The organism is Pseudomonas sp. URMO17WK12:I6, from assembly GCF_003253625.1.
In the GTDB taxonomy this organism is placed as follows: Bacteria; Pseudomonadota; Gammaproteobacteria; order Pseudomonadales; family Pseudomonadaceae; genus Aquipseudomonas.
In genome coordinates this window covers 324774-339091 of sequence record NZ_QKYZ01000001.1, presented here as the reverse complement: position 1 = coordinate 339091, position 14318 = coordinate 324774, and the positions used below count along the sequence as shown (strand labels likewise).

Annotated in this window: 13 protein-coding genes; 7 read left to right on the top strand and 6 right to left on the bottom strand. The window is 58.5% G+C overall.

Annotation, left to right across the window (positions count from 1 at the left end):
* Window positions 1–67: 67 nt before the first annotated feature.
* From F475_RS01615 to F475_RS01600, 4 genes are all read right to left on the bottom strand, one after another.
* Window positions 68–505 (bottom strand): NfeD family protein, encoded by a 438-nt coding sequence (locus F475_RS01615; RefSeq protein ID WP_018927595.1) that lies wholly within the window; start codon window positions 503–505, stop codon window positions 68–70.
* Window positions 506–516: 11 nt separating this feature from the next.
* The gene (locus F475_RS01610; protein WP_007940374.1) at window positions 517–1431 is read right to left on the bottom strand and encodes an SPFH domain-containing protein; all 915 of its coding nucleotides are present in this window, start codon (window positions 1429–1431) and stop codon (window positions 517–519) included.
* A 99-nt stretch (window positions 1432–1530) separates the two neighbouring features.
* Window positions 1531–3315 carry a GspE/PulE family protein gene (locus F475_RS01605; protein WP_111453015.1) on the bottom strand — a complete coding sequence of 595 codons (1785 nt, stop codon included), beginning with the start codon at window positions 3313–3315 and terminating at the stop codon, window positions 1531–1533.
* A 103-nt stretch (window positions 3316–3418) separates the two neighbouring features.
* The gene (locus F475_RS01600) at window positions 3419–3757 is read right to left on the bottom strand and encodes a hypothetical protein (protein ID WP_111453014.1); all 339 of its coding nucleotides are present in this window, start codon (window positions 3755–3757) and stop codon (window positions 3419–3421) included.
* Window positions 3758–3883: 126 nt separating this feature from the next.
* On the opposite strand from F475_RS01600, the gene F475_RS01595 reads away from it, so the two are divergent.
* Complete coding sequence (locus tag F475_RS01595) at window positions 3884–4354, top strand: Lrp/AsnC family transcriptional regulator (protein WP_018927598.1); 471 nt, start codon at window positions 3884–3886, stop codon at window positions 4352–4354.
* Between the two features lie 152 nt (window positions 4355–4506).
* On the opposite strand, the gene F475_RS01590 is transcribed toward F475_RS01595, so the two are convergent.
* Window positions 4507–5874: an inorganic triphosphatase gene (locus F475_RS01590; protein WP_018927599.1), complete on the bottom strand. Its 1368-nt coding sequence runs from the start codon at window positions 5872–5874 to the stop codon at window positions 4507–4509.
* A 177-nt stretch (window positions 5875–6051) separates the two neighbouring features.
* Between F475_RS01590 and argE the strand changes: the two genes are divergently transcribed.
* Both argE and argA read left to right on the top strand, forming a co-directional pair.
* Complete coding sequence (argE, locus tag F475_RS01585; protein WP_111453013.1) at window positions 6052–7209, top strand: acetylornithine deacetylase; 1158 nt, start codon at window positions 6052–6054, stop codon at window positions 7207–7209.
* Between the two features lie 135 nt (window positions 7210–7344).
* On the top strand, window positions 7345–8643 hold the full coding sequence (argA, locus tag F475_RS01580) for an amino-acid N-acetyltransferase (protein ID WP_019580550.1): 1299 nt from the start codon (window positions 7345–7347) through the stop codon (window positions 8641–8643).
* Between the two features lie 66 nt (window positions 8644–8709).
* Here argA and F475_RS01575 read toward each other — a convergent pair whose 3' ends face one another.
* A complete protein-coding gene (locus F475_RS01575) occupies window positions 8710–9063 on the bottom strand; it encodes a hypothetical protein (RefSeq protein ID WP_111453012.1) in 354 nt (117 codons plus the stop codon).
* 295 nt (window positions 9064–9358) lie between these two features.
* Between F475_RS01575 and F475_RS01570 the strand changes: the two genes are divergently transcribed.
* From F475_RS01570 to ssuE, 4 genes are all read left to right on the top strand, one after another.
* Window positions 9359–10699, top strand: coding sequence for an OprD family outer membrane porin (locus F475_RS01570; protein ID WP_064621028.1), 1341 nt, complete (start codon window positions 9359–9361; stop codon window positions 10697–10699).
* A gap of 396 nt (window positions 10700–11095) precedes the next feature.
* Complete coding sequence (locus tag F475_RS01565) at window positions 11096–12478, top strand: OprD family porin (protein WP_064621027.1); 1383 nt, start codon at window positions 11096–11098, stop codon at window positions 12476–12478.
* Between the two features lie 291 nt (window positions 12479–12769).
* Window positions 12770–13408 (top strand): peroxiredoxin, encoded by a 639-nt coding sequence (locus F475_RS01560; RefSeq protein WP_018928623.1) that lies wholly within the window; start codon window positions 12770–12772, stop codon window positions 13406–13408.
* A gap of 239 nt (window positions 13409–13647) precedes the next feature.
* Window positions 13648–14241, top strand: coding sequence for an NADPH-dependent FMN reductase (gene ssuE / locus F475_RS01555; RefSeq protein ID WP_018928624.1), 594 nt, complete (start codon window positions 13648–13650; stop codon window positions 14239–14241).
* Window positions 14242–14318: the final 77 nt, after the last annotated feature.

The window sequence follows — 14318 nt, the reverse complement described above, 5'->3', positions numbered from 1 at the left end:
AAAGGTGACTCCACTGGGTTTTAACTGCGGCCTTTGATTGCCAATAACCCAATCGAGTTCCGTGACGTTAGTCGGCCCGCTCCACCAGTAAAATCGCCCCTTGTTGCCCGATCACCCGAACACGACTGCCGGACGCGGCATCAGGCCCTCGGGCCATCCACACACCGTCGGCGACCTTGATCTTGCCGCGGCCATCGACAATCGCTTCAGTGACCACGAACACCTTGCCGATCAGCTCTTGCCCTCGCAGGTTCAGGTTCGGCTGATCGCTGGCCCGCACCACACTGCGCTGACGTCTCCACCAGTACAGGGCGGTGAGGATCGAAAAAACGGCAAACAACAGCACCTGCCATTCCCAGGGTAAACCCGGTATCAGGAACTTCAGCACGCCGACGGCGGCGGCTGCCATGCCGATCCACAGCAGATAACCGCCGGCACCGAACACCTCGAGGATCAGCAACAGCGCACCCAGGGCCAGCCAGCTCCAGAACGAGAACAGTTCCATGGGCGGCGACCTCAGCCTTTCTTGCCGTCGAAGGTGGCCTTGACGATTTCGCCGATGCCGCCGACTGCACCAATCATCGAACCGGCTTCGAGCGGCATCAGGATCACTTTGCTGTTGTTGGCCGAGGCCAGTTTGCCCAAGGCATCAATGTACTTCTGTGCGACGAAGTAGTTGACCGCCTGCACGTTACCGCCGGCGATGGCTTCGGACACCACTTTGGTGGCCTGGGCTTCGGCCTGGGCCTGACGTTCCCGGGCCTCGGCTTCGAGGAACGCCGCCTGACGACTGCCCTCGGCTTCGAGAATCTGCGCCTGCTTCTTGCCTTCGGCGGTGAGGATCGCCGAAGCGCGCAAACCTTCGGCTTCCAGAATCTGTGCGCGCTTGATCCGCTCGGCTTTCATCTGGCCGGACATGGCGGCCATCAGGTCGGCGGGAGGGCTGATGTCCTTGATCTCGATCCGGGTGATCTTGATGCCCCACGGCGCCGTGGCTTCGTCGACGGTGCGCAGCAGTTTTTCGTTGATGTTGTCGCGCTGGCTGAGCATCGCGTCCAGCTCCATGGACCCGAGCACGGTGCGGATATTGGTTTGCAGCAAATTGCGCACGGCATGTTCGAGGTTGTTCACCTCGTAGGCGGCCTGGGCAGTATTGACCACCTGGAAGAAGCACACAGCGTCGATCTGCACGGTGGCGTTGTCGGCGGTGATGACTTCCTGGGGCGGAATGTCCAGCACGCTTTCCATCACGTTGATCTTGCGGCCGATGCGGTCCATCACCGGAATGATGATGCTCAGGCCTGGCTTGAGGGTGTTGGTGTAACGGCCGAAGCGTTCGACCGTCCATTCAAACCCTTGGGGCACCACTTTGAAACCCATGAAAAGAATGGCCACGACCAGCGCGACGAAGAGAATCAGTGCAATGCTCATAACGGTCCCTGTCCAGTCTGGATTGAGTTGCGATGACCAGAGTGTAGGGCAAAAGGTTTGGATGCGACTTGGGGGAAGCATCCGAGCGCAATCTGTAACCTATTTCTGCTCACTCTGCGGTGTCACCCGCAACACCTCTTCAATCGTGGTCAATCCCGCCGCCACTTTCTGCGCCCCCGACAACCGCAAACTGCGCATGCCTTCCTTGAACGCCTGACGCCGGACCGCCAGCAAATCGGTGTCGGGGTTGATCAGCGCTTTGATGCCATCCGTAAGCTGCATGATTTCGTAAACCCCGGCGCGACCGCGATAGCCGGTTTCGCGGCATTCCAGGCAACCGATGGCGCGCTGGGCATTGGTCGGCAGTGGCGCTTGCCAAGGCCGGGTCAGGGTTTGCCAGTCGTCTTCGCTCAACGTCAAGGGGGCCTTGCAGTGAGGGCATAACGTACGCACCAGACGCTGGGCCATGACCCCGAGCACCGTGGCCTTGATCAGGTAATGCGGCACGCCGAGTTCCAGCAGGCGGCTGATGGCGCTGGGGGCATCGTTGGTGTGCAACGTCGACAGCACCAGGTGGCCGGTAAGTGCCGCCTGAATTGCCATCTCGGCGGTTTCGAGGTCGCGGATCTCGCCGATCATGATGATGTCCGGGTCTTGTCGCATCAGCGCGCGCACGCCGGCGGCAAAGGTCAGGTCGATGTTGTGCTGGACCTGCATCTGATTGAACGCCGGCTCGACCATTTCGATCGGGTCTTCAATGGTGCAGAGGTTGACCTCCGGCGTCGCCAGTTTTTTGAGGGTGGTGTACAGCGTGGTGGTCTTGCCCGAACCGGTTGGTCCGGTCACCAGAATGATGCCATTGGGCTGGCGGATCATGTCTTGCCAGCGGCGCAGGTCCTCGGCGGAGAAACCCAGTTGGTCGAAATCCTTGAGCAACACTTCCGGGTCGAAGATCCGCATCACCATCTTCTCGCCGAACGCTGTCGGTAATGTCGACAACCGCAGCTCGACTTCGCCGCCGTCCGGGGTCTTGGTCTTGACCCGGCCGTCCTGGGGTTTGCGCTTTTCCGCAACGTTCATCCGCCCCAGGCTTTTCAGGCGGCTGACGATGGCCATGGTTACCTGCGGCGGGAATTGATAGACGTTGTGCAGCACGCCGTCGATGCGAAAGCGCACCGTGCCTTGCTCGCGCCGGGGTTCGATGTGGATATCGCTGGCCCGCTGCTGGAACGCGTATTGGAACAGCCAATCGACGATGTTGACGATGTGCGCATCGTTGGCGTCCGGCTCCTGGTCGCTGGCGCCGAGGTTGAGCAATTGTTCGAAGTTGCCCAGGTTGCTTGTCTTCTGATCGGCGTTGGTGGCGCCGGTGACCGATTTAGCCAGGCGGAAAAACTCCACGCTGAAGCGCTGGATATCCACCGGGTTGGCCACTACGCGCTTGATCGGCAGTTTCAATACGTGGGTCAGGTCGACTTCCCAGCCGCTGACGAAGGGCTGGGCGCTGGCCACGGTGACGGCATCGCGGTCGATGGCCACCGCCAGAATCTTGTGGCGTTGGGCGAAGGCATAGGACATCAGCGGCGTAATGGCGGCGACGTTGATTTTCAGTGGGTCGATGCGCAAGTAAGGCTGGCCGGCCTGCTGGGACAGCCACAGCGTCAGGCTTTCCAGATCGAGGTGTTTACCGGGACGGCTGAGGTCGTCCAGGTGTTGGCTGGCGATGAACTCCAGCGGATGTTGCTGAGCATTGGTGGCATGACGGCGGCGGGCGTTGAGTGCGTGTTCGGCAGAGTCCTGGCTGACAAAGCCCTGGGCGACCAGTTCACGCAGCAAATCGTTAAGGTCCAGCCAGCGGTCCTGAGTGGCAAGTTGAACGGACATGCGGGCTCCTTATGAACAACCGTTCGCAAAGGATAGCTGGGCACCCGCAGACCGTTGGGCCACTACCCGACCAACACGTGTCGGTTTTTTTCAGGGGAGGGGGTCAGCCCGCTGCCTGCGCCGGCTCCTGCCACGCCGAATCGGCCGCTTGCAGATTCACCGAGCAGACGCTGATCAGGTTACGCAGCTTTTCCGCGATCACCTGGGCTCGGTGCCAGCTCAGGCCGTCCATGACGATGTCAATCGATAGCAGATCGTCCAGGCGCTGCACGTTGACCTGCTGCGGCGTCAGAAACTGCAAGGCGAACAGATTGAGTGCGCGGCACAGCAGGTCCGGCTCGGCCTCGGCCAGCAGTTGATATTGAACGCGGCAGTGGGTGTTGCTGACGTTCCAGACATCGGCGCGGGCGGGCGGGGTGTTCACGGCTTCGAGGGGCGGCATGGTCAGGCTCCAAAATCATTGGAGGAATTTTTACATTCGGTGTGGGGTATTTCTTATCTATGATTGGGCTTGTTGACGATTTATCGAATCGATCAATTCAAGATCATATTAATTTAAGGTTTTTCTATGCATAGCGAGCTGGATGGCTACGACCGCAAGATTCTCGCGTTGCTGCAAGAGGACGCTTCGCTCTCCAGCGCGCAGATCGCCGAACAGGTGGGGCTCTCGCAGTCGCCCTGCTGGCGGCGGATTCAGCGGATGAAGGAGGAGGGGATCATTCGCGGTCAGGTGACGTTGCTTGACCGCAAGAAAATCGGCCTCAACACGCAAATCTTCGCCGAGATCAAACTCAACGCCCACGGGCGCTCGAACTTCACTGAGTTCACCGAAGCGATTCGCGGTTTCCCCGAAGTGCTGGAATGTTATGTGCTGATGGGATCGGTGGATTTCTTGTTGCGGATCGTCACGGCAGACATCGAGGCTTATGAGCGTTTCTTCTTCGAGAAACTGTCAATGGTGCCGGGGATACAGGAGGTCAACTCGATCGTGGCTTTGTCGGAAATCAAATCCACGACGAGTTTGCCGGTGTTGCGTTGATGATGTTCGAGGGCCTTTGTGGCGAGGGAGCTTGCTCCCGCTGGAGTGCGAAGCGCTCCTAATCCGGCCATTGCGGTATGCCAGACAAACCGCGATGCCCGGATTACGACTGCTTCGCAGCCGAACGGGAGCAAGCTCCCTCGCCACAGGTGTTACATGCGCAATAGCATTTTCCAGGCACGATTCTGATACACCGCAATCGCCTGCTGCTTACGCGCATCCAGCGACTCATCGGTGATCGGCTCGTTAGCCAGCAGGGCAAGCTGTTTCAGCTCACCGTACAGGCGATCCATTTCCGGGATGTCCAGCACGCTACGGGCGTGGTGCAGCCAGGCCTGGATGCGCTCGATGCGCGGCAGTTGTTCGGCCAGGTCTTCCGGCTGTTGCTGGTAACGCTGCAGTTGCAGCGAGTTGGCTTCTTCGCCCAGAAGGCGTGGCAGCCAGCTGCCCAGTTGCGCGGCGCCCTGGCGATTGCCACGGGTGTTGCGATCGGCAGCCCAGGTACGGGCCAGCAACCAGCGCGAAGTGTTCAGCGAGAACAGGCCCCAGCGCGGATCTTCCAGCTCTTCGAGGAACTGCTCCGGCGCGGCTTTGCGCACGTCTTCGTCGTCCAGGCCGGCCTGTACCAGCGGGCGCCAGTCTTCCAGCAAGGCATCCAGCGCGACCCGCAGATCGTGAGTCGACTGACGCGGCGCGGCTTGACCGAGGCTGCTGATCAGCGCGCGCATTTCAGCGAGGTTTTCGACCCAGTCCTGCAGCAGGCGCCAGTGGCCATTGAAGCGATATTGCTCGGCCAGGCGCTGGCTGCTACCAAGCAAATGCCAGCACAAGGCGGCGAACGCATCGTCCAGTGGCATTTCGGCGGTGATCTGCGGCGCCGGCAAGCTCAGCGAGTAGCTGTTGGCGTCGAACAGGCGATAACCGCGTTCGGCCTTGCTGATGTCGCATGGCATCAGCGGCAGGGTCGCGGCCAGTTCGGCGGCCAGTTCCAGCAGTGCGGCCGGCTCGCCTTCGCGCAGTTCCAGTTCCAGCTCGCAGATTTCTTCTTTCTGCTTGCCGACCACCACGTGGCCCAGGTCCAGCGCGGCTTCGATGACCACTTTGGTCTTGCCACGGCCCCAGGCGATTTCCGCGCGTTCACGCACGAAATCGGTGGTGAAGATGGCTTTCAGGGTTTTCTTGTCCAGTTCGGCCAACTGCTCGGGCCAGCATTCGCCGTCGAGCTTCTTCACGTCGAGTTTGGCTTTGGGCAGGTGCCAGTCGTACTCGTGACGTTCGGACAGACCGGCGACGCTCTGGCCACGGGTCTTGAGGGTCTGAATCACTTCTTCGCCATCGCGGCGCAGGCGCAGGGCAACCTTGGCGCGGGCCAGGTCGCGCTCGGGCGTGTCGAAGTACTGGTTCATCAACTCACGGCGTTCCCAGCCACTTTTGTTGCGTTTCTTCAGTAACGGGTGCTCGCGCAGGGCGGCGAGGGTTTCGCGGCTGACGCGGAGTTTGATTTCGGTTTCTTTCTGCATGGCCGGAAAATCCAGGATCGGGAGCGCAGCCGGGGAAATGTGTGGCTGCCAAGGTCGTGCAGTGTACAGGACTCAAGGGTTGTAGGGTCTGTTGACGCTTGGTGACGGCCGCGACGGTTTATTCCTGTCGCCGGATGGCTCTATGATGGACTTCAATTCGGGAGTTGGGAGTCAGCGATGCCTTTGCCGTCCATGAAAGATCAGTTCGCTGCACTGATCGCCGCGCCGTCCGTCAGCTGTACCCAACCGAATCTGGATCAAACCAATCGGCCGGTCATCGACTTGTTGGCGACATGGCTCGGGGAGCTGGGTTTTGCCTGCGACATCCAGCAGGTCAGCCCCGGCAAGTTCAACCTGCTGGCCAGTTTCGGTTCCGGTCCCGGCGGCCTGGTGCTGGCCGGTCACAGCGATACGGTGCCGTACGACGCGGCGCTGTGGCAGACCGATCCGCTGAAACTGACGGAAGTGGACGGCCGTTGGGTGGGCCTGGGCAGTTGCGACATGAAGGGCTTTTTTGCCTTGGCCATCGAAGCCGTCAAACCCTTGCTCGAGCAACCATTCAAGCAACCCTTGCTGATTCTTGCGACCTGCGATGAAGAAAGCTCGATGTCCGGTGCGCGTGCCTTGGCCGAAGCCGGGCGGCCACTAGGTCGTGCGGCGGTGATTGGCGAGCCGACAGGGCTGAAACCGATCCGTCTGCACAAAGGCGTGATGATGGAGCGCATCGACATCCTCGGTCAGAGCGGTCACTCCTCGGACCCGAGCCTGGGCCATAGCGCCCTTGAAGCCATGCACGATGCCATCGGCGAACTGCGCGGCTTGCGTCTGGCGTGGCAGCGGGAATTTCGTAATCCGCAGTTCAGTGTGCCGCAGCCGACGATGAATTTCGGCTGCATTCACGGTGGCGATAACCCCAACCGCATCTGCGGCCAGTGCTCGCTGGAATTTGACTTGCGTCCGCTGCCGGGCATGGACCCCAGTGCCCTGCGCGCGGCGATTTTGCAGAAGCTCAACCCTATTGCCGCACGGCACCAGGTGAAGATCGATTACGCGCCATTGTTCCCCGAAGTGCCGCCATTCGAGCAGGCCGAGGACTCGGAATTGGTGAGGGTCGCCGAAAAGCTCACCGGCCATCGCGCCGAAGCAGTGGCGTTCGGCACAGAAGCGCCTTATCTTCAGCGCCTTGGCTGTGAAACACTGGTCTTGGGCCCCGGCGATATCGCCTGCGCCCACCAACCGGGGGAATACCTCGAAATGTCACGTTTGCAGCCTACCGTGCATCTATTACGTCAACTGATCGAACATTACTGCCTGACGCCGGCGTCGCTCGTATAAATTGCCAGTGTCACTACCCGTACTTATGAGGAGAGCGCGCGTGTCGCCAAGCCTGTTCCGACGATAACCATCAGCCCGCTGTGCGTTTACTGCGTTACTCTTTTTTCGGCTGCTATTTATTACAGGCCCAGGTTCATGCCCGAATACGTCAATTGGCTTCGTCACGCTTCGCCTTACATCAACGCCCACCGCGATTGCACCTTCGTCGTCATGCTGCCCGGCGACGGTGTGGAGCACCCGAACTTCGGCAATATCGTCCACGACCTGGTGCTGCTGCACAGCCTGGGCGTGCGACTGGTGCTGGTTCACGGTTCGCGTCCGCAAATTGAAACCCGCCTCGCTGCTCGCGGCCTGACCCCGCACTACCACCACGGCATGCGCATCACCGATGCAGCGACGCTGGAGTGCGTGATCGATGCGGTCGGCCAACTGCGCATCGCCATCGAAGCGCGGTTGTCCATGGACATGGCCTCGTCGCCGATGCAGGGCTCGCGCCTGCGGGTGGCCAGCGGCAATCTGGTCACTGCGCGGCCGATCGGCGTGCTCGAAGGTGTCGATTATCACCACACCGGCGAAGTGCGCCGGGTCGACCGCAAGGGCATCAATCGCCTGCTGGACGAACGCTCCATCGTGCTGTTGTCGCCGTTGGGTTACTCGCCGACCGGCGAAATCTTCAACCTCGCCTGCGAAGACGTCGCGACCCGTGCGGCCATCGACCTGGGCGCAGACAAGTTGCTGCTGTTCGGCGCCGAGCTCGGTCTGCTGGATGAGCAGGGTCGTCTGGTTCGCGAGTTGCGTCCGCAACAAGTGCCGGCACACCTGCAACGCCTGGGCAGCAACTATCAGGCCGAGCTGCTGGATGCGGCCGCTGAGGCATGCCGGGGTGGTGTGGCGCGCAGTCATATCGTCAGCTACGCCGAAGACGGCGCGCTGCTGACCGAACTGTTCACCCGTGACGGTGGCGGTACGCTGGTGGCCCAGGAACAATTCGAAGTTGTGCGCGAGGCGGCCATCGAGGACGTCGGCGGTTTGCTGGACTTGATCAGCCCGCTGGAAGAGCAGGGCATTCTGGTTCGCCGGTCCCGCGAGGTATTGGAGCGCGAAATCGAGCAGTTCAGCGTGGTCGAGCGTGAAGGCATGATCATCGCCTGCGCGGCGCTGTATCAGATTGCCGATTCGGATGCGGGGGAGCTGGCGTGTCTGGCGGTGAACCCGGAGTACCGCCATGGTGGTCGCGGTGATGAATTGCTGGAGCGCATCGAAACCCGCGCCCGGGCTCAGGGCCTGAAAACCCTGTTCGTGCTCACCACCCGGACTGCCCACTGGTTCCGTGAGCGAGGTTTCGTGCCGAGCAGCGTTGATCGCCTGCCGTCGGCGCGGGCGTCGCTGTACAACTATCAGCGTAATTCGAAGATCTTCGAAAAAGCCCTCTGACTGAGTGGCTGTCTATATTGGCTTTTGTGGCGAGGGAGCTTGCTCCCTCGCCACAGGTTTTACGTGCTACTCAGTGACGTATTTGGCGCTGACATACGGCGCATAGTCCGGCAGCACAGCCTCTACCTTCCCTTGTTCCTGCAAGAATTTCGTTCTCTCGCCAATCGCTTTGGCCGTGCCGTCATTGCGCTGCGCGGTGATCTGCTGCGCGGGGCTGACCATTTCCGGATCGTTATTGAAACGACGCCAATCGACTTTATGGCCTATGGTTTCTCGAATCGTCGTCGGCTCGAAGGCCTGCGGTGGGGGGGGGACGCCGGTTTGATAGCCGAACGCGAGCGTCGTCGCCTGAGTGGAAAGAGAAAATATTAGCGATACACAAACTGTAACAAATTGACTAGATAGTGCGCGTTTAGCCATGATGGCGTCGCCTTTTCGATAGGGATTGACGCGTACGGGATGTGCCAAAGCCAATGGGAATAAAAAAAGGCTGGTAAATACCCTTTAGGAATTAGCTTTTGGGCCAATGCCGTTATATCCGGTTCGATGAGCCGCCGGCAGGGACTCAATATTCGACGTTAGACCTTGGTCGTAGACACACATGGTTACGATTGACTTGGTAGTCACGGTCTGGCGCTAATCGCGCATCTGTGGATCCAGGGCTCTCGACCCAAGACCAAAGAACACAAAAATTAGAAAACGAGAGGAGCGAAACATGAATAAGTCCACCTTAGCCCTGGCTGTGGCCGTGGGGGTTTTGGCGCAGCAGGCAGGCGCAGCGGGTTTCCTGGAAGATAGCAAGGCTTCCGTCAGTTCTCGCACGATGTATTACGACGCTGACGTACGTGAAGGTGCGAGCACTCCTGCTAACAGACAGCGAGAAGCCGCTGAGGGTCTCAAGTTCGATTACCTGTCCGGGTTCACCCAGGGTACCGTTGGTTTCGGTATCGACGCCCAGGCACTGGTCGGCATCCATCTGGATGGCGGCAGGGGACATCACCCGCTCGGTAACAGCAACTCCTTCTTCCCGAGCGACGGCGACAGGTCCGCCGACGAGTGGAGTCGTCTGGATGGCAACGTCAAGGCGCGCTTCTCGAAGACCGAGGCCCACTTGGGTGGCGCTTTGGCACCTAACTTGCCGATCCTGATCGCGAACGACAGCCGTGTGCTGCCGCAGACCTTTGACGGTGGCACCATCACCTCGAAGGAAATTGACAATGTGACCTTCAACTTGGGTCAACTGGAGCACGCGTCGGGTCGCGCCTCCTCCAACAGAACTGGCCTGGCAGTGGCTGGCGGTACTCATGACAGCAACCAGTTCCGTTACGCCGGTGCTGACTGGAAAGTCACCAAAGACCTCACGCTGCAGTACTACTACGCGAACCTGGAAGACTACTACAAGCAGAACTTCCTCGGCCTGGTGCACGTCTACCCGATCGCCCCGAACCAGTCGTTCAAGACTGATATTCGTTATTTCGACAGCAGCTCCGATGGCAAGAACGGCGACGTCGGCTACCGCTTCAACAACAACAATGGCTACGCCAAGAATCCAGGCGAGGTCGATAACAAGACCTGGAGCGCGACGTTCACCTACACCCTGGGTGGCAGCGCGTTCCTGCTTGGTCATCAGCGTGTCAGCGATGACGGCGGCTTTGTCTTCTTGAACCAGGGCAGCCTGATCGATAGCAAAGGTCGTCCAGAAGGTGCCGGTGGCGCCAGCTTCTACTCGTTCACCGACGCCACCGTGGGCAGCTTCATCCGTGCCGGTGAAAACACCACGTACGGTCAGTACTCCTATGACTTCGCCTCACTGGGCGTGCCAGGTTTGAAAGCTTCGATTGCTTACCTCGATGGCCGAGACATCAAGGCAACCAACGGCGTGGGTAAAGACCTGAATGAGCACGAGACCGACGCGCGTGTGGACTACGTGATTCAAACGGGCCCACTCAAAGGGTTTGGCACGACTCTGCGTCACGGTACTTACAGCGGTAATACCAGCACCGCTGACCAAGACCAGACCCGTCTGATCTTCAACTACACCTACAGCTTCCTGTAATAACCCTCAAAAAAAAGCCTCGCCTGTTGGCGAGGTTTTTTTTGGTGTGTTTTTTTATATTCCAAAAAAATAGCTTAAGTTGATTATTTATTCTTTTTTGTTTTTTACCCAAGTCTATAAAATGAATCCATCAGGTACTCATTGGCAGCGACACGAGTATCGGATTCAGCACCCCCCGATTTTGAAGATCAAGGAATTGGTTCATGAGCCGATACCTTGTGTCCCGGCATGGATATATATGCCTAAATGGCATTAAAAAAAACCGCAATAAATCTTTTGGTTTGTCATGTCGGCAAAAACAAGGGGGCTGACCACCCGGCGCTCATTGCGCATCTTTGGATCCGGGCACTCGACCAGGACCAGGAACCCAGAATTAGAAATGAGAGGAGCGAAACAATGAACAAGTCCACCTTGGCCCTGGCTGTGGCCGTAGGGGTTTTGGCGCAGCAGGCAGGCGCCGCCGGTTTCATCGAAGACAGCAAGGCTACATTGGGGCTGCGTAACTTCTACATCAACACCGATAACCGCGATTCCGACGCGGGTACCGCCAAGGTCAAGGCCAACGGCGTTCAAAGCAAGAACGAAGAATGGGGCCAAGGTTTCGATCTGCGCTTCACTTCCGGCTACACCCAAGGCACTGTCGGCTTCGGTATCGATGCCATCGGCCTGTTGGGCGTGCGTCTGGACACCGGTGGCGGTACTAACGGCGCCACTTCGACTTCTTACGGCGGCACTGTTTTCCCAAGTGAGTCCAACGGCAAAGCGGTTGATAACTTCTCCAGCCTGGGCCTGACTGCCAAAGCCAAGATTTCCCAGACCGAATTGAAGTTGGGTACCCTGCAGCCAAAACTGCCGGTGATCGTGACCAACGACGGTCGTCTGCTGCCGCAAACCTTCCAGGGCGGTCAGATCACCTCGAACGAAATCAAAGACCTGACACTGGTTGGCGGTCAGATCGAGCACGCCAAGGGGCGTAACTCCAGCAACAACGAAGAGTTGTCGATCGCTGGTGCCAACGCTCACACTGCTGCCGGTCGTGACAGCAACAAGTTCATCTATGGCGGTGGCGACTACAAAATCACCAAGGACCTGACCGCCCAGTACTACTACGGCAACCTGGAAGATTTCTACAAGCAGCACTTCCTGGGTCTGGTTCACAACTGGTCGATTGGTCCAGGTGTACTGAAGTCTGACTTCCGTTACTTCAACAGCCGTAACGATGGCGCCAACGGCCATGACTCTGCCTATTTCACTACAGGTGACTACGGAACCGGCATTACCAAAGGTAAAGTCGACAATAACCTGTATAGCGGTCTTTTCCTGTACTCGGTTGCCGGTCACACCTTCGGCGGCGGTTACCAGGTCAGCAATGGTAATAGCGACTTCCCTTGGCTGAACCAGGGTGATGGCTCGTCGGCTTACCTGACTACCGACAGCCAGATCGCCAAGTTTGCCCGTGCTGGCGAACGTACCTGGCAAGCTCGCTACGCGTTCGATTTTGCCAAAGTCGGCGTCCCAGGCCTGACTGCGGGCATGGTTTATCTGCGTGGCGATAACATCGACACAACCGGTAAAGTGGGGGCAGCTCAGACTAGCGTCAACGCAACTGGCCGTTCCGAGTGGGAACGCGACCTGACCCTGGCGTACGTAGTACAAGAAGGTCCGTTGAAAAACCTGGGCCTCACCTGGAAAAACGCCATGTGGCGCAACGACATCCCAGGTCAGCGCGACCAGGACGAAAACCGTCTGATCGTCAGCTACTCGATCCCGCTGTTGTAATAGCGCTCGCATAACCGACAAAAAAAAGCCCCGCCCGGCATCACGCCGGGCGGGGCTTTTGCGTTTTCAAGGCGGGCTCACCCCCGTAAACCCTCCTTGAAGTTCCCTTTTTGCAACAACTCAAGGCCTTCTCGAACCTTGGGATCGATGTTCGTCCCGATGGCGGATCAGGTCCAGTGAACAGATCTTTAATATTTCTTTATGATCTAAATAAATTGATATTTATTCTTTTTAATTAAATTTGAACGCAGGCACAGTTGAGCTCAACAAGCACTCACCAGGAGCAGCACCATGAGCCTCAGACTTGGCGATATCGCCCCCGATTTCGAACAGGATTCCAGCGCCGGCACCCTCCGTTTCCACGAATGGCTAGGCGATAGCTGGGGCGTGCTGTTTTCCCATCCGGCAGACTTTACGCCGGTGTGCACCACCGAGCTGGGCTTCACCGCCAGGCTCAAGGATGAATTCGCCCAGCGCGGCGTCAAAGCCATTGCCCTGTCCGTGGACCCGGTGGATTCGCATCACAAGTGGATCGAGGACATCAACGAAACCCAGAACGCCATCGTCAATTTCCCGATCCTCGCCGATGCGGACCGTAAAGTGTCCGACCTGTACGACCTGATCCATCCGAATGCCAACGACACCTTGACCGTGCGCTCGTTGTTCGTGATCGATCCGAACAAGAAGATCCGGCTGACCATCACTTACCCGGCGAGTACCGGCCGTAACTTCAATGAGATTCTGCGGGTAATCGATTCGCTGCAGCTCACCGACAACTACAAGGTGGCCACACCGGCCAATTGGCAGGACGGTGATGAGGTGGTGATCGTGCCGTCGCTCAAGGACGAAGATGAAATCCAGCGACGTTTTCCCAAGGGTTATCGCGCGGTGAAACCGTACCTGCGCCTGACGCCGCAGCCGAATCGTTAACGTCAAAAGATCGCTCCCACGCAGAGCGTGGGAACGATCATGTCTACCAAAGCAGGGGATTTTCAGGCCGTTTCGACGGCCTGTTTTTTTGTCCGGAAAAAGACAAACAACATATTCACTTAAGCTATAACCAAATGAATAAATATGATTTATGGATATATAAATCACCTGTTAAGGTCATTCCATCGACGCGAGATCGCAAGCTGCGAATCGCCAACACCGCTCAAGGAATTGTCTGAATGCTGGTCGTCTCACTCGGTGGCAGCCCCAGCCCACGCTCCCGTTCCGGGGTGTTGCTGGAGCGCTCCAAACGCTGGTTGCAAGAGCAAGGTGTGGAAGTGGTGAGTTATCAGGTACGGGACTTCCCGGCTGAAGATTTACTGCATGCCCGCTTTGACAGCCCGAAGGTGATCGATCTGTTGCAACAGATTGATAACGCCGACGGCCTGCTCATCGCCACACCGGTTTATAAAGCGTCGTTCTCCGGCGCGTTGAAAACCGTACTGGATTTGCTGCCCGAACGCGCCCTGGCCCACAAAGTGGTTCTGCCAATGGCGACCGGTGGCAGCATCGCCCACATGCTGGCGGTGGATTACGCGCTCAAGCCAGTGCTGTCGGCGTTGAAGGCTCAGGAAATGCTCCACGGGATTTTCGCCGTAGACAGTCAGATCGCTTACGGCGAAGGCAGCGCCCAGGCGCAGTTGGCTCCCGAGCTTGCACAACGACTGAATGAATCGCTGGAGCTGTTCTACAGCGCCATGGCTCGCCGGCCCAAGCCGCTCGATCCAAACCTGTTGAACGAACGTTTGTTGAGTGCTCGCTGGAGCATTTAAGCCAGCCCTCAAGCAACATCTGAATTTGAAGTACTCACCTTACTGGCCCGCCAACGGGCAAGCAGGTGCAGCCAAAA